Origin of the sequence: Sorangium sp. So ce381 (assembly GCF_051473845.1) — a bacterium.
Classification (GTDB): Bacteria; Myxococcota_A; Polyangia; order Polyangiales; family Polyangiaceae; genus Sorangium; species Sorangium atrum.
In genome coordinates, this window is record NZ_CP150336.1 from 11,741,515 (window position 1) to 11,763,224 (window position 21,710).

Here is a 21,710-nt window from a genome sequence, read left to right on the forward strand (position 1 = left end):
GGTCGCAAGGGCGCCCAGCGTGCGAGCTTGCGGCTGTTCCACCTGAGGGAGACCCTCCCAAGCGCAACCGGTTGTTCTCTCGGACAGCGCCCCCGGTACGAACGCGCCGAGCAATGCCAAAGACTACGACATAAGGCGGTGACCGTCATTCGACAACGACAGGGTTTCCAAGCTTGGATACGGCCTCGACGATCGCCGATCGCATCGGGCGTCCCGTCGTCTGGCCGCCTTGTAGCCGCCTTGTTGTAGTTGCCTTGTACATTTACGCCTGCGCTTACGTTCGCGCGTGCGCCGATGTTCCCCGCGCCGCGCTAGCGCACCGCGACGAGGCGCACCTGGCTCGCGCTGCGCGAGTAGGCGTCGAGCGCGGCGCGGGCGGCGGCCGCGTCGACCTGCGGATCCTCGACGCCCGCGGCGACGAGCTGCTCGAGAAAGGCGCGCTGGTGCTCGGACTTCGCCGCGAGCCACGCGGGGCAGGCGCCGGCCGCGCAGGCCGCCGACGCCTGCTCGGCCGCGGCGAGGGCGTCCCGGACGCGGCCTCGGTGGACGAGCGCCCGCGCCGAGAGGTGCGCCGCCTCCGGGAGCGCGCGCACATCGCCGGGCGCCGCGTCGAGGGCCGAGGAGGCGAGTCCGGGCTGATCGCGCTCCAGGTAGGCGGCGGCGAGCGCGGTGACGCTGGCCGGCGTCCTGCCCTCGGCGTAGCGGGCCTCGAGCGCCGCGAGCTCGTCGGCCCCCGCCGCGGCGCGCGACGGCAGGAGCTCCGACGCCCGGACGCTCGGCCCGAGCCCGATCGTCCAGGCGACCCCCGCGAGAACCAAGCCGTTCGCGACGAACAACCCGATGCGCATCACCCGACCTCCAGGAACCGGCAGGGACCCCCGGCCGTCGGCGGCGGCCGGCGGTGACGGGCAGTCGCGTGCGGTAACATGCGGTAAACCCAAGCGACAGCGGGGCGGCGCGAAGGTTCCCGCGAAGCGCGAGCGGCGCGCAATCACGCGCAATCAGAGGTTGGCCCGATGGTCGGCCCGGGCATTGGCCGGGTGGCCGGCGCACCTACAGGGCGGCCGGGGTCGCGGGGCTACTCGCTCGGGAGCACGACCAGGTCGTCGCGGTGGACGACGACGTCGTCATCACCGGCCTCCTCGCGCTTCTTCCTCGCGGTGCGCGCGGCGTCGCTCGCGGACATCCGCGCGAGCCCGCGCGCGATCTCGGTGCCGTCCGGGTCGACGACGGCCACGGCGTCGCCCGGGAGGAAGGTGCCGCGCACGCCGAGGACGCCGACGGCGAGGATGCTCCGGTTCTTCGAGCCGATCGCCTCGGCGGCGCCCCGGTCGACGAGGATGGCGCCGCGCGGGCGCAGCGTGTACGCGATCCAGTGCTTGCGCGCGCTGAGCCGCTGCGGGACGGCGGCGAAGAGGGTGCCGACGTCCTCGCCCGAGACGATGCGCGTGATGATGCCCGCCTCGCGGGCGGCGCCGATGACCACGTGCGAGCCCGCGAGCGTCGCGCGCCGCGCGGCTTCGACCTTGCTGGCCATGCCGCCGGTGCCGACGCCGGAGGTCGACGCGCCCGCGAGGTGCCGCGCCTCGCGGGCGACGCTGCGCACGAACGGCACCCGGCGCCCGTCGCCGTCGAGCAGGCCCTCGACGTCCGAGAGGAGGATGAGGAGATCGGCCTCGCAGAGCGGGGTCACCATCGCCGCGAGCTGGTCGTTGTCGCCGAACTTGATCTCCTCGACCGCGACCGCGTCGTTCTCGTTGATGATCGGGATGGCGCCCGCCTCGAGCAGCGCGGCCAGGGCGTTCCTCGCGTTGTTCGTGCGCGTGCGGTCCGCGAGGTCGGCGTGCGTGAGGAGCACCTGCGCGACGAGCAGGCCGACCTTGCCGAAGGCCTCCTCGTAGCGCTGCATCAGCACGCTCTGGCCCGCGGCGGCGGCGGCCTGGAGCCAGGCCATGTCCTTCGGGCGCGACTTCAGCCCGAGCTTCGCCACGCCGAGGGCGATGGCGCCGCTCGACACGATGACGAGGCTCCGGCCGGAGCGGCCGCGGAGCGCGGCCACCTCGGCGGCGAGCCGGTCCCAGGCGTCGCCGGAGAGGCTCTTCGAGCCGATCTTGACGATGATGCGGCGGCAGCGCCGGAGCGCGGCGCGCGCGGCCTGCGGATCCAGCTCCGGCGCGGCGTCGGCCGCGGGGCGGCCCGCGGCGCCGCCCTTCGTGGCGGTGCGGTCCTCGGTGTCAGTCATTGGGGAGGCCGGCGGCGGCGATCTCGTCGAACGCCGCGTCGAGGCGGCGCTCGATGTACTCCGGGACGGAGGCGCCCGCGAGCAGGAAGGCGTCGATCCAGCGCGTGAACTCGTCGCGCAGGTCCTCGGTGCCGCTCGGCAGGACGGTGAAGCTCGCCTGGAGCGACGGGGACAGCGCGCGGCGCACGGCGCGATCGACGGCGTCGCGGACCCAGCGCGCCTCCTCGGCGTGGACGCGCACGGCGGTGCTCCGGCGGAAGCGCGTGATGTAGCGGTCCAGGAGGTGGCCGAGGGCGTAGACCTCCAGGCCGCGCGCGGCCGCCGCGAGGGCCAGGGCCGGGTTGAGCCGCCGGAGGACCTCCTTCGTGACGAGCTGCGCGGCCTTGCGGAGCGGGGTCTGCTCCGAGCCGGGCTCGACGAGGAGCGCGCGCGCGTCGGTGGTGAGGCTGAGGCCGTGGCGGGCGACGGTGTCCTGCACGATGGCCCCGCGGATGCGCAGCAGCATGCGCGCGGGGAGCACCGGGACCGGGATCCACGAGGCGCCCACCGCGAAGGCGGTGAGCACGGCGAGTCGACCTCCGGGAGGCGGGCCGCCCGGGGTGACCTGAGCGGCGGTCGGCTTGTTCGCGGCGGGTTCGGATGACATCGGGCGCACGGTACTACGGCGGCCGGCAGGTCAGAAGAGGGGGGTGAGCTCGACGATCGCGGCGCGGCAGCGCGTCGCGGCGAGGACGACGTCGCGGGTGGTCGCGCCCTCGGGCAGCGCGGCGGCGAAGCGCACCGGCCCGCCCCGCAGCGCGATCCCCCGGGCGGCGAGCTCCTCGCGGAGGAGCTCCGCGTTCGTGCGGACGGTGACGGCGTAGAGGCGGCTCCCGGCGGCGATCTCCGCGAACGTGCCCGAGAAGGCGAGCTCGCCGCCCGCGAGCACGAGCACGTCGGTGGCGCCGCGGACCAGGGCGCCCCGCGGGCCCTCGACGTCGAGCCGCGCCGCCGTGAGCAGCGCGCCGCGGCCCTCGGTGGCGCCCGCGAGCGCGGCCAGGACGAAGGCGGCCGCGGCGCCGTCGAGGCCGACGAGCGGATCCTCGGCGATCACCACGGCGGGCGCGGTCACGATCGCCTGGGCGAGGACGAGCGCGCGGCGCTCGGGCAGCGCGAGCGCGCTCAGCGCGCGCTTCCGCGAAGCCGCGAGGCCGACGCGGGCCAGGGCGGGGGCCACCATGTCGGCCGCCGCGCGCGGCGAGGCGCCCGCGAGGCGCGCGCCCCAGCCGACGTAGGCGTCCGCGGTCCACGCGAGCGGCAGCGGCGGATCGAGCGGCGCCGCCCCGCTCGCCGCGCGGTGCGCGGAGCGCGCCACGTCGCGCCCCGCGACCTCGAGGCGCCCGGCGACGACGCGCGCCTCGCCGGGCGCCGCGTCGCCCGCGTCGTCCGCCGCGCCGGCCTGCGCCGGCCTCCGGAGGGACGAGAACGGGACGCCCGTGAGCGCCGCGAAGAGCGCGCCGGCGTCGCCGGCGCAGAGCACGCGATCGCCGCGCGTCGCCGCGGTGAGCGCGTCGATGGCGACGACGTCGTCCACCGCGATGCGCGCCGCGCGGGCGTGGAGCAGCGGCGGCGCGGCGGGCCCGGCCTGCTCCGCGGGCTCGGCGGTCCTGGGCGACGCGGGCTCGAGCTGCTCCATCGGCTCAGCGTTCCTTCGACGCGGGCGACGCGGGCGGCGCGGATCCTCCGGGCTCGTCCTCACGGGCCGTGCCGGGCGCGCCGAACGAGATCTCCCCGGCGAACTCGCTGCGCGCGAGCGGCCTGTCCGCGCCGAACACGAAGAACGGCGTGAGGGCGCGCGCGGCGTCGAGCATCACGGGCGGGATGCTCGCCCTCGCCAGCTCGCCCTGGGCCTGCGCGGAGAAGCCGACCAGGCTGAGGGCGTAGCCGAGGAGCGACGTGTCCTCCTCGGGGAGCGACAGGACGGGCGCGTCGTCGGGCAGCTGGCCCAGCCGGCGCGCCTCGTCGATCGCCTGCCGGAGCCCGCCGAGGCGATCGATGAGCCGGCGCTCGAGGGCCTGGGCGCCGGTCCACACCTGCCCGCGCCCGAGCGCGTCGACCTCCTCGGCCTTCATGTGCCGGTTCTCGACGATGCGGGCGACGAACCGGTCGTAGAACTGCTTCACCTTGACGCCGAGCTGCTCGCGCTCGTCGTCGGTGTACGGCCTGTAGAGCGACTCGGCGTCGGCGCGGGGCGACGAGCGGAACGTCTCGATGCTGACGCCGAGCTTCTCCAGGAGCCCCGTGACGTCGACCTTCCCGTAGAAGACGCCGATGGATCCGGTGATCGAGGAGCGGCTCGCGAAGATCGGGGCGCCGGCGACGGACGCGTAGTAACCGCCGCTCGCGGCCGACGAGCCCATCGAGACGATGAGCGGCTTCACGCGCGCCGTGAGGATCGCCTCGCGCAGGATGACGTCCGCGGCGAGCGTCGAGCCCCCGCCGGTCTCGACCCGGAGCACGACGGCGCGGACGCTGCGGTCCTCGCGCGCGCGGCGCAGCGCGCCCGCGACGGTGTACGAGCCGGCGAGCTTGACGCCGACGAACGGGATCGACCGGCTCTCGCCGTCGATCATGTCGCCGTCGAGGTAGACGAGCGCGACCTTGGGCGAGCGGCCCCAGCGCTCGGGCGCCTCGTCGGGCGGATCGTCGTCGACGACGCGGGAGGCGCGCCCCATCACCTCGTCGATGACGCGGCCGAGCTCGTCGTCGTAGGCGAGCATGTCGACGAGGCCGCTCTGCCGCGCCTCCTGGGCGAGGAACGGCCCGCGCGCGATCCGCCGCTCGAGCTCCGGGGCGGGGATGCGGCGCCCGGCGCTCACCTCGGCGAGGAAGGCGTCGTTGAGCTGATCGAGCAGCGCCTGGTGGTCGTCGTTGCCGACCCGGGTGCTCGTCTCGCGCGCGAACTGCTCGGCGGCGAGCTTGTGCGCGCCGATGCGGACGATGTCGGCCTGCACGCCGAGCTTCTTCAGGAGGCCGCCGAAGTAGAAGTAGCTCGACGACATGCCGGCGAAGCGCAGCCCGCCCGCGGGGTTCATCGCGATGACGTCGGCGCTCGAGCACACGTGGAGCGAGCGCCCGCCGGCGTCCTCGAGGTGGCAGAGGACCTTCTTGCCGTGGCTCCTCAGGTTGCGGATCGCGTCGGAGACCTCCTCGGCGTGGGCGAGCGAGCTGGCCGGCTCCGCGCGGAGCACGAGGGCGACGCCGGAGACCTCCGGGTCCTCGGCGAGGCGCCAGAGCTGCTGGAGGAGCCGCGTATGCCTGCGGACGCCCGGGGTCGAGTCGAGGCGGACGCGGACGACGCGGGCCGGCAGCTGGACGCCCCGCTCGGAGAAGCTGCGGAGCGCGACGCCGGCGTAGAAGCCGGTGCCGCTCTTCGTGATGGCGTTGCCGAAGACGCCGCCGGCGGAGACCTGCAGCTCGTCGACGTTGACGTCGAGGCCCGCCATGGCGGCGATCTTCGGGCCGCCGTCGGCCGTGAGGTCGCGCAGCGTCACGTCGCCCCGGAGCGTGCCCACGTAGGGCACGCGCAGGCCGAGGGTCGCCCGGGGCGTCCAGGCGCCGCTCTCGTCGGGGTCGCTGTTCTCGACGTAGGAGGTCTCGAGCCCGATCTCGAGCGCGCGCCTGCCGCCCACGGGCCGCACGGCGACGCCGAAGTCGTAGCTGCGCTCGATGGCCTCGCGGAGGCGGTTCTCGGGGCGGTTCCAGTCGCGCGCGACGGCCGAGAGCGAGAGCCAGGTGGAGGGCCGGAGCGTGACGCCGCTCGTGAGCGAGAAGTACCCGTCGAGCGCCGGCGCGTCGGAGCTGCCCCAGCCGAGCGTCGTGCCGAAGGCGAAGGTGGGGCCGGTGTCGAGGGCGAGCCCCCAGCGGACCCAGCGCGACGGGCTGTCGAACGGCGCCGGCGCGCCGTCGGGCGGGTCGAGGAAGTCGAGCCGCAGGCCTGTCGACACGTACCAGAGCGGCACGCCGAGCGCGATCGAGTGGCCACGCGCGGGCAGCGGCGAGGCGGAGCCCGTGTGGACCCAGGTCCACCGGAGCTCGGTGCCCGGGAGGAAGGAGAGGTTCGCGGGGTTCACCGCGATGGCCGAGGTGTCGTCGCTGCTGGCGACGGGCTTGCCGGGATCGGGGAGCGGCTGCGAGGGGCCATCGGCCGGCGCGGCGCGCGCGGCGGTCGCGCCGGCGAGCGCGCAGAGGCCCGCGCACAGGCCGAGCAGCGCGGCGGTGACGCTGGCGGGGTGAGTGATGCTTGCGAGCCGCCCCAGCCGGGCGGGGCGCGAGGAGCGGGCGAGGCTTCGGGGGCGGGGTAGGTTGTTCATGCGCGGATGAGCTCCCGGAGCGTATCCGCTTCCGCGTCGTACGTCCGCTGGACCTCGGCGAGGGCGAGGCGCTCGACGAGCGGGCCGAGCAGGTGCAGCCGGATCTGGATGTCGCCATCGACGCGGCGGCGGGTGCGGCCCTGGGGCAGGCGCTCGAGCCGGTATGTCCCCGCCGAGCGGAAGTAGCTGCGCCACTGCTCCTTCGGGCTGACCTGCCACGTGGAGGCGTGGTCCGAGAGGCGGTAGGTCGAGCGCTCCTCCCAGGACATGGCGTCCTTCGCGACGGGGTAGCTCCGGAAGATCGGCAGCGGCGCGCTCGCCTGGAAGCGCAGGACGCGGAGGAGCTCGCCGTCGCGGAGCGCGTGCTCGACGGTCACGACGCTCTCGAGGGAGGCGACCCGCGTGGCGAGCCGCGGCCCGAGGTCCGGCGAGAGCACGGCGAGCTCCACGGCGTCGAGGGGCGCGTCGAGCTCGTGCGAGATGGTGAAGTGCACGCGGCCTTGTAACACGCCCGCTTCGAGGACCCGGCGCGGGGCGGGAGGATCGAGCGCGAGCGTGGGAGGATCGAGCGCGAGCGTGGGAGGATCGAGCGCGGGCGTGGGAGGATCGAGCGCGGGCGTGGGAGGATCGAGCGCGGGCGTGGGAGGATCGAGCGCGGGCGTGGGAGGATCGGGCTGCGCGGTGGCCGGTTACACTTCCAGGGCCGGCTCCGGGATGGTGACGGGCGCGGTGGCCGTGGCTTTCCGGTGGGAGCGCCGCTTCACGCTCGCCCGATAGCGGGAGACGAACTTCGCTGCGAGCTTGGGCTGATCGCGGAAAGCGTAGCGGCCGCCTTCGCGGATCTCCCTGGCGAGCTCGTCGGCGGCCCAGAAGGCGCGGTTGCGGAGCTCGAGCGCCTGCGCGGCGCTCGCGTCCGAGGCCTCGTTGGCGGCGGCGTCCTCGAGGGCGTCGGCGAGCGCGTTGGCCCTCTGGAGATCCTTGCTCGTGATATCGGTCACGCCGAGCGAGCCCTCGTGGTCGGCCCAGAAGTCGACGAGATCGCGCAGGTCCTGGATGGTGTCCGCCAGGCCGGAGCCCTCGGCGATGCGCGAGAGCTCGGCCTGGGCGGCGTCGTCGTTCCGGCAGCCCCAGCGGCCGCCGGCCACGAGCTTCGCGTCGAGCGCCTCGGCCTCGTCGCGGAGCCTCCGCTGCGCGGACGTGAGCTTCACGGCGCCGCGCGCCTTCTGCCACGCCTTCTCGATCGCGCCGAGCCGCCGCGCGAAGCGCGCGAGGAGATCCACCTTGTCTGCGGCGATACCGATCTTCGAGAGGCGCGCCTGCTGAGCGCTTGCGAGGCGCGTCAGGGAGGTGAGCTCGCGCTCGGCGACGCTCAGGGGGATATCGGGCGGGGACGCGTAGCCCGGGTCGAGCGCGAGGAGCGCCTCGTCGGTGGTGGGGTCGTGGGTCGTCGCGGCCGGGCGCTTCTTCTTTGCTGCCGGCGTCCTGCTGGACGACCTGGCTTTGGAAGACGTGGATTCGAGTGTGTTCGCGATGATGCGTCTCGGGGGCATGAATCCCTCCTGGTTGAGAAGTACCGGAGGATGGTTGCGTATCGAGAGTGGCTGTCAAGGACGTTTGGCGCGATGAGGTGCCTGAATCCTGCTGCGAGCAGCCATGCGCGCGACACCGGGGGAGGCGCGGCCGGCGAGGAGAGGAGAGGGAGGGGTGCTGTAATCGACTGTAATCGAGCGGGTGTTGACACGGAGGGTGCATGCGGACATAGGTGGTCGCGAATTCCAGATACCTTGCGTCGGCGACCAGGCGTAGCGTGGCGCCAGGACTCGACCTCAGCGCCATCGTTACCAAGGCCGACCCGCGGGCCAGCCTCACGTATGCATGGAGCGGCTGAGCGCGCGTGCGGCGGCGCCGCGATCGAGCGCGTGGCCGGCGCGCGCGTGGAGCGTGCCGTGACGTCGAGCCCGTGCCCGGCGTGAATGCCGGCCGAGCGGGCGCATCGAAGCGGCTATATGCATCGCTTCGATGGCCCCACGCCCGCCGTGCGACCGTCTCCATCTCCCACCGGCGGCCCGTCACCTGGCGGTGCGCGGCGCCCGCCCCGCTCCCGCGAGCCCGAGGCGCGCGCGCTGCGGCGGCCCTGCGCCGCGCCGGCTCGCCGCCGCGGCGCGGGGCTCTCGACCGCGCTCCGGCTCTGCCTCATGGCGTCCGCTGCCGTGTTTTCCTCCGGTTGCGCGAGCGGCATGCAGGACGAACTCGACCCCGCCGAGGCCGAGCTGCGCGCCCTCTTCCCGGAGCAGGCCGGGCTGGTGCTCGCTGCCGACGGCGCCCTGGCGCGCGGCGAGCTCGGCTATTCCGCGGCGACGGCGCCCGGCGAGGCCGCGCCGGGCAGCGGCTCGTCGGCGCGGGGGCTCGTCGTCCACCTGCCCGAGCGCGGGAGCGAGGAGATCCGGATCGAGCTGCCGGACGGCTTTCACGTGCGCGTCCGCGAGCGCAGGGGGCTCGGCGCCGGACGGCTCGTGGGGACTCGGGAGATCACCGGCGGAGATGCCGTCGCCTATGCGCACGAAGGTGGGTATTCCTTCTGGACGGCGGCGCACGGGGGATACGAAGAGTGGCTCCTCCTCCGACCGGGCACCTTCCGGCCGGACGCGCCCGTTGCCGCGTGGTCCGTTCAGGGCGCGACGCTGCGGCGGCGCGGCGCGGCGATCGAGCTCGCCGACGAGGCCGGCGTCGCGCGCCTCGCCGTGATGGCGCCGTCGGCCTTCGCGCGCGGGGGCCGGAGGGTCTCGACGCGCCTCGACGCCGAGGGCTCGACGCTCTCGCTCTGGGTCGACGCCCCGCCGGAGGAGGCCGTGCTGGTGGACCCGCTGTGGGTGGCGACCGGGAGGATGATCACGTCGCGCGCCGAGCATACGGCGACCTTGCTGGAGGACGGCAGGGTCCTCATCGCGGGGGGGTTCCTGGGCGTGGACGAGGGGTTCACTTGCAATCCGAGTTTCTCGACGACGCCGCTCGGCAGCGCGGAGATCTACGATCCCGCGACGGGCGCGTTCCTTGCGGCGGCGCCGATGGCTGCTGTGCACGGCGTTCACACCGCGACACGCCTCGCGGACGGGAGGGTGCTGGTCATCGGCGAAGAGGACGGGGGCACGAGCGCCGAGATCTACGATGACGCGCTCGATGCATGGCGAGCGGCATCGGCACCATCGGTGTCGCGGTCGAGACCCACGGCCACGCTGCTCGACGACGGGCGGGTCCTCCTCACCGGAGGAAGGGCCGGGTCTGCGGCGACGGAGAGCACCGAGACCTACGACCCGGCGACCGACACGTGGGCCCCAGGACCCCCCATGCTGAATGCCCGCGCCGCTCACCAGGCCACGCGGCTGCTCGATGGACGCGTGCTGGTTACGGGCGGCACCTACGGGGCGGTCGCGGGTGTCGTCGAGATCTTCGACCCGGCGACAGCGACCTGGTCGGCCGCGGCGCCGCTCGGTGACGGCGCTCGCTGGTTGACGGCGACGCTGCTCCTCGACGGACGCGTGCTCGTCACGGGCCTCGCAGGCGCCGCCGAGGTCTACGATCCTGCTGTGGACGCGTGGACCGCGGCGCCAGGCAAGTGGGGCGACACGCCCGCGACGGGCTCGTGGGATGACTGGACCTACGTGACCGGGCTCGGCGTGCTCGGCGAGGCGGCGGCGCGGCTCCCCGGCGGCCAGGTCATGATCAGCGGAGGCATCGAGGCGATCTACTATGCGGACCCCTGGGGAGGGACCAGCTGCAGTTCGCTCTATCTTGAGCACGCCCACGACACCTACGATCGAGTCCAGCTCTACGATCCGGTCACCAACGTGTGGTCACCAAGCGACAGTATCCCAGCTCCGCGAGGCTATCACTCCGCCACGTCGCTCGATGACGGCGACGTGCTCGTGGCGGGCGGGTACACGTGGCTCTGGTCGACGCGCGAGGGCCTCAGCACGGACAGCGCCGTCGTGTATGCCAGCGACCCCTTGATGAACGGCGCGCCCTGCTCGACCGCCACGCAATGCGCGAGCGGGATCTGCGTGGACGGCGTGTGCTGCGCGTCGCCGTGCAGCGGTGCTGAGTGCATCGCCTGCTCCATCGCGGCGGGGGGCACGGCGGACGGGGTGTGCACGCGTGCCCACGGCGTCCCGTGTGACGACGGCGACGCGTGCACGCTCGACGATTCCTGCGACGCCGGGGTGTGCGCCGGAGATCCATCGAGCAGCGCGGAGTGCGGCGCTGGAGAGGGGGGCGGTGGCGAGGGCGGCGCCGGCGCTGACGCTGGAGGCGCTGGCGCCGGCGATGGCGGCGCCAACGCTGGTGCAGGGGGCGCCGGCGGTGGCGAGGGGGGCGCCGTCGCTGGCGCTGGAGGCGCTGGCGCCGGCAATGGCGGCGCCAACGCTGGCGCAGGAGGCGCTGACGCTGGCGAGGGGGGCGCCGGAACAGGCAACAGCGGAGCTGTCACCAGCGCGGGAAGCGCCGGCGCGAGCGACGTCGATTCCAGCACGACCCCGCCTTCCAGCAGCGGCTGCAGCGCGGCGGGCTCGAGCTCCGACTGGCAGCCTGTCGCCGCTGGGCTCGCGATGCTCCTCGGCGCGCGCTGCAGGCGGGCCCGCCGTGCGCCGCCCCCTCGCGACGCCGCATAGAACGTCTTCTCCAGGGGCTTGCTCCGCTCGCGCGCCCGGCATGATCGCCCGCCGGGCGCGTTGGCTGAGAACAGCTCAATGTCATCGAGGTTCATGCCATCCTTGAATGTAGGGCACGCTGGTTGCAGGAGGCGCTTCATGAAGACCAACTCGGGACACACTGGTTTCGCTGCGGGTTCCCTCGTCGTGCTCGCGATGATTGCGGGCTGTGGCAAAGTCACGGTCGAACTACCGGGCTCTGTGGATGTCGAGCCACCGGGCTCCGAGGATGCCGAGCCACCGGGCTCCGAGGATGCCGAGCCACCGGGCTCCGAGGATGCCGAGCCACCGGGCTCCGAGGATGCCGAGCCACCGGGCTCCGAGGATGCCGAGCCACCGGGCCCTGAAGATGTCGACTCCTCGGGCTCAGTGAATAGCGAGCCGCCGGGCCCTGTGGATGGCGAGCCGCAGAGCTGCGTTGAAAGCACCCAGGTATCGTTCTATGCGCCCTCGGGGATGGACGCCGACTGGCTTCTTCCGGTGGATGGGGAACGGTTCATCGCGGTTGGAGCACCAGCGAACGGAGGGGTCGCGGAGCTCGACGAGGCCGGCAACGTGGTGTGGAGCTCGACCCCCCTGCCCGGCGGATTTCTGAAGACCGGCGCGAAGACCCAGGACGGGGGCCTCATGGTCGCGGGCCAGGTGTATGATTCGACGTCTCCCTCCCGCAAGGGGTTGTGGCTCGGTCGGCTCGACGGAGCCGGTCAGCTGCTGGAGAGCCGGCAGCTCGGACCATCGACCTACAACGTACACGTCGACATCGAGCTGCTCCCGCACCCGACCGGGGGATACGTGCTCTCCACCCACGACAGCGAGGCCGAGGGCGCCGCGCCTCGGCTGCGCCTGCTGCGGCTGGACGACGCGGGCGAGATCGTCCACGAACGGTTCACGCCGCTCGCTCCCGGCTCCGCGATGCCGGAGTCCTGGAGTCGGGGCGGGGCCGCGCTTCTGCCCGGAGGCGACGTGGTTCAGCTGACCGCGCACGCCGGTTACCTGCGCGTCGTCCGCAGCACCGAGCAGACGGCGCCGGTGTTCGACCGTGTGCTGGAGGAGGTCGGCGAGGCGTGGCCCCAGGACATCGCGGCCCTGCCCGATGGCCGTATCGCGATCGCTGCGATAAGCGTCGGTCAGAGTCATGTCATCCTGCTGGACGCCGACGGAACGGTGATCTGGGCCAGGGACTATCACCCTGAGCTGGACACCGAGCTTAACGCCATCGCGCACGATCCGAGCACAGGGCTCTTGCACCTCGGCGGGGCGACGCGGGGAGCGGACGGAGGAGCGCAGCGGACCTGGCTGCTCTCCGTCGATACGGACGGGGAGCTGCGCTGGGAGTACGAAGGTGATGTTGGCACGCCGAGCCGGATCAATGGAGTCACATCGCTCCCCGGCGGTGGGTTCGTGGCAGCTGGATTCGGCGATTTCGTCTACGCCGTGGTCCGCCCGAAGGCGTGTCCGTGAGCGGCTAATGTCGCGTTTCCAGGAGGGTAGGCGGTAGGAATCGGAATTGCATTACCCTTCGCTGAGCGCCTTTCGTTGACGGCGTGGATCAGGGGACGTCTGTCGGGTCCCAGCTCGCGCGGAAGCCGACATCGAGCCCGTCGAGCGTGCGCATCGTGTCGGCGTCGAGCGCGAAGTCGAAGATCGCGCCGTTCTCCGCGATGCGCGCGGGCGTGACCGACTTCGGCAGGACGATCAAGCCGTGCTGCACGGCCCACCGCGACATCACTTGCGCCGGTGTGCGCCCGGCCTTTAACAGCCGTGAAGACTCTGCGGTTGCAGGTCATCGCGTCAGGGGAGGGCCCGGTCGCTCGTTCAGCGGAGACGAGGACGGAGAGAAGAACGATTTCATGTTCGCTCAGCCGGCGCCGGTCACGTAGGTGCTGGTGGCGCAGATCATCCGCGAACACCGCGATGGTTTCTATCCGTCGAATCGCTTCCCCGTCGCCGCAGGCTTGACCTTCAGCCCTGAACGCGGGGCGCGTCACGGGGGGTCGTGGGCGAACAGGCGATGGGCGAAGGATGCGAATGCAGCGATGCCATATAAAATAAACGCCGGCAGATCCATTGGACGATCCCATGCAGCCGGCGCCGGCCGCATGGCAGATAACGTGGGGTGATCCCCTCCACGCGACGGGGTGACGAGCAAAGGTCCCATTCGCGGGTATCCAGGCGCTCACGCGGCACCTTGCTGGGAATCGCGGCCTCCTCGTCTCGACAGTCCAGCGCGGCAGTGCTACCCATCACACGTGTCCGGCGCTGAGGGGGAGGACATGTCATTACATCATGGCCTGTCGCCGATGGACGCAGGAAAGGATCGCCGTATGCGCACCAATCGAATCCGAGGTCTGCGGGCAGCTCAGCTGGCGTTCGCGTCCGCATCTGCGGGAGCAGCCTTCTGCTTCGCAGCGTGCTCGGCCGACACGGGCTCCAGGGCCGAGGACATGGGCGAGCTGGACCAGAATCTTGCAGCCTGTTCGTATACGGTCACGACGAGCTCGTACGAAGGAGCCCCGGAGTACTGGGGAACAATCAAGGTCAAGAACACGGGCGCGAGCGCGCTGAAGAAGCCGATCGTCGCCTTCGACGTGCCGAGCGGTGTCACGTGCGATCATCACGAGCCGGGCTGGACCCACACACAAGCCGGCTCCCGATGCACCTATTCGAGGACATCGAACGTGTCCATCGCCCGCGGCGCGTCGTTCACACTCAATTTTTCCACCGACTCGGCGTCCTCGTTCAGCCCGTCTCGCATCGAGCTCCGCGACACCAGCTGCTCCAGCGGCGGCAGCACGACGGGTGGCGGCAGCAGCACGACGGGTGGCGGCAGCACGACGGGCACGGGCGGCAGCACGACGGGCACGGGCGGCAGCACGACGGGCACGGGCGGCGGCAGCACCACAGGCACGGGCGGCAGCACGACGGGCACGGGCGGCAGCACGACGGGCGGCGGCGGTGGTGGCGGCGGCTCGGGCGTGGTGTGGCAGACGGCCAGCCTGACGGAGTTCGAGTCTTACCCCGACCCCGGCAGCGAGGAGTGCATCGAGTACAACGGGTGCACGTGGGCCGGTCAGTTCGCGGCCCTCGACGGAAAGCAGCCGGAGAGCTGGGTCAGAGAGAACAACATCGCCGCGGTGCACTCGAAGGATTTCGAGAGGTACAAGCTCAAGACCCTGCGCCTTCGAAAGAATGGCAAAGAGATCGACGTCAAGGTCTATGACATGTGCTCCGACTCCGATTGCAGCGGGTGTTGCACGCGGAACGCGCAGCCGTCCGGGTACCTGATCGATATCGAGAAGTACACCGCTCAGCGGTTCGGGGTCCCGGCGTCTGGACAGGTCGAGTGGAGGTGCCTCGACTGCAATTGACGGCCGCCTCGTCAGTCCGGCGGCTCGGTCGCCGCCTTGCTCAGCCGCCGAGCGCCCTGTCGATCGCCTGCGTGAGCTTCGGGTCGTCCGGCGCCACGGACGATTCGAACCGCGCGATCACCGACCCGTCCTTGCCGATCAGGAACTTGGTGAAGTTCCACTTCACCTCACCCGCAGGTGCGGCTTGCGTGAGGAAGGCGTAGAGGGGGTGCTTGCTGCCCCCCTTGACCGGGATCTTCGAGAACATGGGAAAGCTGACGCCGAACTTCGTGGAGCAGAAGGCGGCGATCTCGGCGTCGGTCCCCGGCTCTTGCGCGCCGAAATCGTTCGAGGGGAAGCCGAGGACGGCGAAGCCGCGATCCTTGAGCCGCTCATGGAGCTCCTCGAGCCCCGCGTACTGCGGCGTATAGCCGCATTCGGAGGCGGTGTTCACCACGAGCAGCACCTTGCCTCGGTAGTCGCCGAGGGAGCGGTCCTGTCCGTCGATGGTCTTCATGGTGAAGTCGTAGAGCGACATGGCTTTTCCTTCCTGAGCAGCGCCGGGCGTGCGCTCCGGCGAGCTGCGCTCGACATCCCTTCCACAGCCCGACGCGCAGGCGAGGGCGAGCGAGGCGGTCAGGGCGAGTTGGCACCGGAGCACGCGCGGCGAGCGTTCCATGGCGGCATGGATAGACGCGCGTCCGGACCGCGTCGAGCAGGAACGCGCTCCGAGCCGAGGTGACGCCGCCGCAGATCTTCGCGGCGCCCGGGGTCAGGTTTTCGCGGGCGTCGCGGTCATTTTTCTGCGGGGAGAGGTCACATTCCCGCGGATCTTGGTGGTCCGAATCCTGCAAATCTGCCAGGCCATCTACACTCTGAGCGCAATGCGGAAGAATCGCTTCAATTACGAGGAGCCGAGAGCCGCGGTCACCGAGGCCACAAACGATGCCTCGCCAGTAAGCGGAAGGAGCCCGTTGGCTCGCATTTCCATTTTTTCTTTTTCTCTTGCAACCGGTGCGGGCCGCGTGTAGGACTGCAATGCCCCCTTCCAGGGGGGACAAAAATGAGGGGTCGGGACACCGGGCGCTGCGCGTCCCCGGGGTGCTGAAAATTCGCGCGTCGCTTAATCAAGTCTTCGGCGAGCCGCGCATAGGTTCATCGCGTGTGTGAGGGCCCCGTACGGCCCTCTTCGAGCGACCTTTGCCTCACACGACATGTGCGGGGGTGATGAGCATCGATGATTCGCGATCTTGATGATACGATCCGTGAGCTGATCACGGCGCGCGCGCCGACCGGGTCTCAGCTCGCGAACGCGGAGATCAGCTTCGATCTACCTGACGCACAGTGGCGGGCGGGGCTCTCTACCCTCACGCTCAATTGCTACCTGTACGACATCCAAGAGAACCGCGAGATACGGACCAACGAGCCGATCACCGCGCGCAGCGCCGATAAAAAGAGGGCCACGCGCCTGGCTCCGCCGGTTCGCATCGACTGCGCGTACTGCATCACGGCGTGGAGCCCCTCCACGAGCGACGCGGTGCTCGAGGAGCACCGCCTGCTCAGCCAAGCGCTCCTCTTGTTGCTCCGCCACCCCACGATCCCCGCGGCGGTGCTGAAGGGCAGCCTCGCAACGCAGATCCCTCCTTATCCGACGGTGATCGCCTCCAAAGAGGGGGTGAAGAACCAACCCGAGTTCTGGCACGCGCTCGATCAGAAGCTGAAACCCTCACTCAACTACGTGGTCACGCTCGCGATGTTGCTCGAAGACATCCCGTCCGACGCGGCGCTCGGCCATGTCGTCGAGAGCGTGATCGTGGAGACCGATCACAAGACACCCGAAGGCTGAGCGACCGGACAGCCGGCACGATCCTTCTAGATCGCGAGGATGAGCATGAATGTTGGCATCAATCTGTTAGAGGTCGATGGCAAGGCGACGCCGAGCATCCAAGCGGCACCCACCTCGGTGGCGGGTTTCATCGTCCGCTCCAAGCGGGGCGTGCCGGGCAAGGTCCGGCAGGTGACGAGCTTCGCGGACTTTCGCGACTATTTCGGCGATTACGACAAAGCCGCGTTCGGCGCCTACGCGGTGCGCGGCTTCTTCGATAACGGTGGCTCGCTCGCGTACGTGACGCGCGCCGTCGCCACGGCGGCGTCGGGCTCGGTGACCGCCGCCACGCCGGCCACGCGCGATTTCCCGTCAGCGGGCGCGGGCGCGACCACGGCGATCACCGTGACGGCGGGGTACCGCGGCAGCCCCGATCCGGGGGCGTGGGGAAAGAGCATCTCCGTCGGCATCACCTCCAACAGCGATGGCACCTACAACCTCGCCGTCCAGTACAACGGGGTCCAGGTCGAGCTCTGGGAGAAGATCAAGTTCGGGGGCGTCGGAGCCGAGAACCCGCTCAAGATCAACGACGAGGTCGCGGGCTCCAAGTACATCGTGGTGGCCGTCCCGTCGGCCGCCACGGCGAACCCGGCGCCGACGGCGAGCCCGGCGTTCGCGCCGCTCAACTCCGGCGGCGCGGACGACAACCTCGACGCCTCCGGGCGGGAGTCCGATCGCGTCGCCGAGCTGCAAAAGGCCGTCGACAACCGGGTCTTCGACGGGGTCGATGTCCAGCTCCTCTGCTGCCCCGAGACCCACGACGCCGCGCTGGTGAACGCGGCGCTCACTTACTGCGCGGACCGCGGCGACTGCATGTTCGTCGGTCACACGGCGGAGAACGCGGACGCCGACGCGGCCAAGGCCTATGGCCAGCCGCTCCGCGGAGACAAGCGCTACGGGGCGATCTATTTCCCCTTCATCCGCGTGAGCGATCCGCTGGGCGGCTTCCGGTGGATCCCGCCCACGGGCCACGTCCTCGGCGTCTATGCCCGGACGGAGCGGGAGCGCGGCATCTGGAAGGCGCCGGCCGGCAACGCGGCCAGCGTCAACAACGCGCTCGACGTGAAGTTCGCCATCAACGACGTCAAGCACACCGATCTGGTCAAGAACGGCTCGGTGAACGCGGTGCGGTTCATCGCCGGCCAGGGCATCGTGGTCGACAGCTCGAGGACGCTCAGCACCAACCCGCTCTGGCTCTACGTCAACGTGCGCTTGCTCTTCAATTTCGTGAAGAGCTCGCTCAAATACGGCCTGCGCTGGGTCGTGCAGGAGCCGAACGATCCGACCCTCTGGAGCAAGGTCAAATACAACAGCGTCACGCCGTTCCTCATGGGGCTCTGGAGGCGAGGCGCGTTCGGCCCCGGCGCGCCCGACAAGGTGTTCAGCGTCAAGGTCGACGGCGAGAACAATCCTCCCGCGAACATTCAACAGGGCATCTTCAACGTCGAGGTCTATTTCTATCCTTCGCGTCCGGCCGAGACGGTCATCATCACCGTGGGGCAACAAGAAGGCGGCGCGTCGGCAAGCGATCGCTGATCGGGAGGAGGGCTCATCATGGCGGATCTTGGGTTCACCGAAGCGTACAGGACGCACGAGTTCGTGGTCGAGATCGAGGGCATCGAGAGCCCAGGCGTCACGAAGGTGACGGGCCTGAGCGACGGCGAGGTCGACGCGATCGACCAGCCCGACGGAGGCTCCAACATCGTCCACAAGATCAGCTCGGGCATCATCAAGCACGGGGATATCACCATCGAGCGGAACATGGACGGGACCGCCGCGGACAAGGCGTTCAAGGACTGGTTCCAGGAGATGTTCAAGATCGACGGCACGGGCCTCGGGTCCAAGCTGCGGCGCAACGGTTCGGTCGTGAAGAAGCAGTTCGGCGCGGAGGTGATGCGCTTCGCGTTCGAGGGCGCGTGGATCAAGTCGTCCAAGTTCACCGATCTCGACGCCTCCGCTTCGGGGCTCATGAAGCAGACCATCGTGCTCGCCATCGAGCGGATGACGCGCATCTGACGGATCGCGGGCCCACGATGAGCGCACGCCAAGTGGAGTACGAGGTCACCCTGCCCGTCGGACACACCGACGCTTCGGGTCGCGTGCACCGCCGCGCTTCGATCCGGAAGATGCGCGGGCACGAGGAGGCGCTGTTCTACGATCCGCTCCTCACCCCCGGGCGCCTCGTCACGGAGCTCGTCAAGGGCTGCCTGATCCGCCTGGGCGACATCGACGCGATCACGAGCGATCTCGTGTCGCAGCTCTACTCGGCGGACCGCAACTACCTCATCGTCGAGCTGCGCCGGATCACGCTCGGGGATCAGCTCCAGGCGTCGTACACGTGCCCGAGCTGCGGGGGCGAGACGACGGTGGTCGAGGACCTCGGGAGCCTGGAGGTCCGCCGCCTCACCAACGGATCGAGCCCCCAGGCCATCGCGATCACGCTCGAAGACGGATACGAAGATCGCGACGGCGCGGTGCACCGCGAGGTGCAGGTCCGCCTCCCCCGCGGGGCGGACGAGGAGTTCGTCTCGCGCACGGCCGAGAAGGATCCGCTGCGCGCCCGGGACGCCTTGATCCTCCGCTGCATCGAGTCGTTCGGCGCCCTCCGGCGCCAGGCGCTCGAGTCGTACGGGATCAAGATCCTGCGCGATCTCACGATGGGCGATCGGCGGCTCCTGTACCAGGCGATCGAGGCGCAGACGCCGGGGGTGAACTTCCGGCGGTCCATCCGCTGCGCGCATTGCAACGGCCAATTCAGCGCCGTGCTGGAGGCGTCCGGTTTTTTCGTGTTGGGCTAGGTGGAGGAGCTCGCATTGCTCGCGAGGTCTTCTATCTAGCCTATCATCTGCACTGGTCGAGGACGGAGATCATGGACCTGGACGTGAGCGAGCGGCGAGCCTTCGTGAGGATGCTCGCCGAGCGTATCGAGTCCGAGAACGAGATGATCGACGAGCTGAACCGGCGTCTCCAACGAAGGTGAACCATGCCCAAGGGTCCCCTCATCCGCGATGTGGCGCCTGCACCGAGCGTCGCTCCGATCGACGCGGCGCTCGCGATTGGCCGGACCCGCGCGCGCGCGGTCGCGACGGCGCCGCGGCTGGGCGTGTGGATGCTGGATGTCCGCCCGCGCCGCGGCGCCGCCGTCGGGATGGGTGGATTCGAGGGAATCGCCGCGGTCTTCAAGCTCCCGGCTCTCCAGGGGGAGCGCCCGGCGCCCCAAGGCGTCTCCGCGGTGGGGCCTCCGCCCGTCGCCCGGGGCCCCGAGCCCCAAGGCATCTCCGCGGCGGCAAGGCCCGCGCTCGTCTTCGGCGGCCATGGCCCCGAGCCTCGAGGCATACCCGCGGCGGCGCCCGCGAGTTCCCCTGCGGTCACGACGGGAGGGCTCGAGAGGTCCCCCGCGGTCGCGACGGGAGGGCTCGAGAGGTCCCCCGCGGTCGCGACGGGAGGGCTCGAGAGGCCTCCCGTGGTCGCGGCGGGAGAGCTCGATGGGCTCCCGGCGGTCACGATGGTGGAACCTCTCAGGTCTCCGCGGATCCCCGCGGTCTTCGAGCTCGCGGGCCCCGACGCCGTTCCTGCGCGATCTCCCCTCCCGCAGCGCGGCGGCGCCCTGGAGGGGAGCGCCGTCATGCCGTTCCTCCACTCGAGGCGAATGGCGATGGCGTCGATGCGATCGGCCGCCGGCGTGTGGGGCCCGATCGTCTCTCCTCTCCTCCCCGCGGCCTCCAGCCTCTCGCGGTGGGTGGTCCCGAACGTCTCCGGACCGAACCTCTCCACGGGCCCGGATCGACGCCGCGCCGCACCCTTTACGCCTCTGGCCGATCACGGCGCTCCGAGCCCCCCTCGAGGCGCCCTCGATCCCCTCGACTCCATCCCTGAATGGGGGGACTCGCCGACGGACGGAGCGCGAGGATCTTCCACCGTCGACGTCGATCTCCCCGACATCGATGTTCCATCGCCCGCTCGCGACGCGGCGCCCCCGACCGAGGCTCCGATCGAGGGCCCGGCGCTGGTCCACCGGCGCGCTCCGTCACCCTCGCTCCCGGCGCGCGGCCTCGACGGGCTCGCGGGTCCTTTGATGGATCTCGTGAGGCGCGAGGTCTCGGAGGAGGTGGCGCGCGCCGCCGAGCACAAGCCGCCGCCGCCGCCGCCCCCGCCCGCGCACAGGGTGGACGTGGAGAGCGACGATTTCGTCCGCGGGCTGATGAACCGGATGGCCTCGATCGCCCGCGACGAGCAGTTCCGCAGCGGGCGACTGCGTTGATGACGGAAGGAGCGATGTGATGAGCGAGCGACAAGTCCTGCGTGGGTTCCTCGCGAACGTCGACGTCCTCCCGCCTCTGATCGTCACGTTCCAGTTCAACCCTGCGTCGATCAGCGACAACAAGGCGGTGAGCTACGCCGACCGCGCCCAGACGATCGGCTGCAACGCGCCTGGGAAGGTCTACACGGGCGGCGGACACCGTACCATCAGCTTCGATCTCAAGCTCCATGGCCTCGAGGAGGGCACGAACAAGCTCAACCCGACGCCGCTCGACAACGGCGTCTCCACCGAGCTCGCCAAGCTCCGCTCGTTCCTCTACCCCAAGGCGGACGCGTGGGCGACCCTGAGCGGGCTCTTCGGAGGGGGCGGCGAGGGGACGCGCATCTCGGCGCCGCCCACGTGTTATTTCGGGTTCGGGACGCGCATCCTCGAGTGCGTCCTCACCGATCTCCGCGTCAGCGAGACGCAGTTCAACAGCATGCTCGCGCCGGTCCGGGCCGACGTGGGCGTCACGCTCGTCGTCATCGAAGAGACCGAAAGCGCGCTCTACGAGTTCGACAAGCAGCACCGCAACGTGCTCGCCGCGCTCGGCCTGCAGAACATTCGCTTGTTTTGAGGGACCACGATGCCGCTCTCCATCCACTCTCGTTACCATGGCCTCCCTACCGTCGATGTCGGCGGATCGGTCAGCCTCGCGCAGCGCCCGCCGGCTCCGGAGCGGGATTACCCGGACAGCCTCATCCACGAGATCGTGGGCGGAGAGACGCTCGACCAGCTCGCGAAGCTCTATTACGGCAGGGAGGACCTCTGGTGGCGAATCGCCGACGCCAACCCGCGCCGCTTCGCGCACGCGTGGGGGCCGGGCGACAAGCTCGTCATCCCTCCCATCCAGGTCGCCACCAGGACCGCGGCGAGGTGAC

Annotated in this window: 19 protein-coding genes; 10 read left to right on the top strand and 9 right to left on the bottom strand. The window is 70.9% G+C overall.

What is annotated here, in order from left to right:
• Window positions 1-311 precede the first annotated feature (311 nt).
• The 7 genes from WMF29_RS44005 to WMF29_RS44035 all read right to left on the bottom strand — a co-directional run bounded on the left by WMF29_RS44005 (window position 312) and on the right by WMF29_RS44035 (window position 8,144).
• Complete coding sequence (locus WMF29_RS44005; RefSeq protein WP_437326017.1) at window positions 312-848, bottom strand: hypothetical protein; 537 nt, start codon at window positions 846-848, stop codon at window positions 312-314.
• A gap of 230 nt (window positions 849-1,078) precedes the next feature.
• Window positions 1,079-2,242, bottom strand: a complete 1,164-nt coding sequence (gene proB, locus WMF29_RS44010; RefSeq protein WP_437326018.1) for a glutamate 5-kinase — start codon at window positions 2,240-2,242, stop codon at window positions 1,079-1,081.
• Window positions 2,235-2,888, bottom strand: coding sequence for a hypothetical protein (locus WMF29_RS44015; protein ID WP_437326019.1), 654 nt, complete (start codon window positions 2,886-2,888; stop codon window positions 2,235-2,237). The genes proB and WMF29_RS44015 overlap by 8 nt, the downstream gene beginning before the upstream one ends.
• 30 nt (window positions 2,889-2,918) lie before the next feature.
• Window positions 2,919-3,917, bottom strand: a complete 999-nt coding sequence (locus WMF29_RS44020) for an ABC transporter ATP-binding protein (protein ID WP_437326020.1) — start codon at window positions 3,915-3,917, stop codon at window positions 2,919-2,921.
• A gap of 4 nt (window positions 3,918-3,921) precedes the next feature.
• On the bottom strand, window positions 3,922-6,594 hold the full coding sequence (sppA, locus tag WMF29_RS44025) for a signal peptide peptidase SppA (protein WP_437326021.1): 2,673 nt from the start codon (window positions 6,592-6,594) through the stop codon (window positions 3,922-3,924).
• Window positions 6,591-7,088, bottom strand: a complete 498-nt coding sequence (locus tag WMF29_RS44030) for a DUF2505 domain-containing protein (RefSeq protein ID WP_012240946.1) — start codon at window positions 7,086-7,088, stop codon at window positions 6,591-6,593. The genes sppA and WMF29_RS44030 overlap by 4 nt, the downstream gene beginning before the upstream one ends.
• A gap of 195 nt (window positions 7,089-7,283) precedes the next feature.
• On the bottom strand, window positions 7,284-8,144 hold the full coding sequence (locus WMF29_RS44035) for a hypothetical protein (RefSeq protein ID WP_437326022.1): 861 nt from the start codon (window positions 8,142-8,144) through the stop codon (window positions 7,284-7,286).
• Between the two features lie 687 nt (window positions 8,145-8,831).
• On the opposite strand from WMF29_RS44035, the gene WMF29_RS44040 reads away from it, so the two are divergent.
• Complete coding sequence (locus WMF29_RS44040) at window positions 8,832-11,258, top strand: Kelch repeat-containing protein (protein WP_437326023.1); 2,427 nt, start codon at window positions 8,832-8,834, stop codon at window positions 11,256-11,258.
• A gap of 408 nt (window positions 11,259-11,666) precedes the next feature.
• Window positions 11,667-12,758, top strand: a complete 1,092-nt coding sequence (locus WMF29_RS44045) for a hypothetical protein (protein WP_437326024.1) — start codon at window positions 11,667-11,669, stop codon at window positions 12,756-12,758.
• Window positions 12,759-12,846: 88 nt separating this feature from the next.
• Here WMF29_RS44045 and WMF29_RS44050 read toward each other — a convergent pair whose 3' ends face one another.
• The gene (locus tag WMF29_RS44050; RefSeq protein ID WP_437331233.1) at window positions 12,847-13,056 is read right to left on the bottom strand and encodes an aldo/keto reductase; all 210 of its coding nucleotides are present in this window, start codon (window positions 13,054-13,056) and stop codon (window positions 12,847-12,849) included.
• A gap of 565 nt (window positions 13,057-13,621) precedes the next feature.
• Between WMF29_RS44050 and WMF29_RS44055 the strand changes: the two genes are divergently transcribed.
• The gene (locus tag WMF29_RS44055; protein ID WP_437326025.1) at window positions 13,622-14,665 is read left to right on the top strand and encodes a hypothetical protein; all 1,044 of its coding nucleotides are present in this window, start codon (window positions 13,622-13,624) and stop codon (window positions 14,663-14,665) included.
• Between the two features lie 40 nt (window positions 14,666-14,705).
• On the opposite strand, the gene WMF29_RS44060 is transcribed toward WMF29_RS44055, so the two are convergent.
• Complete coding sequence (locus tag WMF29_RS44060; protein WP_437331234.1) at window positions 14,706-15,182, bottom strand: glutathione peroxidase; 477 nt, start codon at window positions 15,180-15,182, stop codon at window positions 14,706-14,708.
• Window positions 15,183-15,881: 699 nt separating this feature from the next.
• Between WMF29_RS44060 and WMF29_RS44065 the strand changes: the two genes are divergently transcribed.
• From WMF29_RS44065 to WMF29_RS44095, 7 genes are all read left to right on the top strand, one after another.
• Complete coding sequence (locus WMF29_RS44065; protein ID WP_272095970.1) at window positions 15,882-16,490, top strand: DUF4255 domain-containing protein; 609 nt, start codon at window positions 15,882-15,884, stop codon at window positions 16,488-16,490.
• 39 nt (window positions 16,491-16,529) lie between these two features.
• Entirely contained in the window at window positions 16,530-18,065 is a 1,536-nt protein-coding gene (locus WMF29_RS44070) for a phage tail sheath family protein (RefSeq protein ID WP_437326026.1), read from the top strand.
• Between the two features lie 18 nt (window positions 18,066-18,083).
• Complete coding sequence (locus tag WMF29_RS44075; RefSeq protein ID WP_272095973.1) at window positions 18,084-18,545, top strand: phage tail protein; 462 nt, start codon at window positions 18,084-18,086, stop codon at window positions 18,543-18,545.
• A gap of 17 nt (window positions 18,546-18,562) precedes the next feature.
• Window positions 18,563-19,327: a hypothetical protein gene (locus WMF29_RS44080; RefSeq protein ID WP_437326027.1), complete on the top strand. Its 765-nt coding sequence runs from the start codon at window positions 18,563-18,565 to the stop codon at window positions 19,325-19,327.
• A gap of 185 nt (window positions 19,328-19,512) precedes the next feature.
• Window positions 19,513-20,790, top strand: coding sequence for a hypothetical protein (locus tag WMF29_RS44085; RefSeq protein WP_437326028.1), 1,278 nt, complete (start codon window positions 19,513-19,515; stop codon window positions 20,788-20,790).
• Window positions 20,791-20,809: 19 nt separating this feature from the next.
• On the top strand, window positions 20,810-21,406 hold the full coding sequence (locus WMF29_RS44090) for a CIS tube protein (RefSeq protein WP_437326029.1): 597 nt from the start codon (window positions 20,810-20,812) through the stop codon (window positions 21,404-21,406).
• A gap of 9 nt (window positions 21,407-21,415) precedes the next feature.
• Complete coding sequence (locus WMF29_RS44095; RefSeq protein WP_272095979.1) at window positions 21,416-21,709, top strand: hypothetical protein; 294 nt, start codon at window positions 21,416-21,418, stop codon at window positions 21,707-21,709.
• The last annotated feature ends 1 nt before the right edge of the window (window position 21,710 follow it).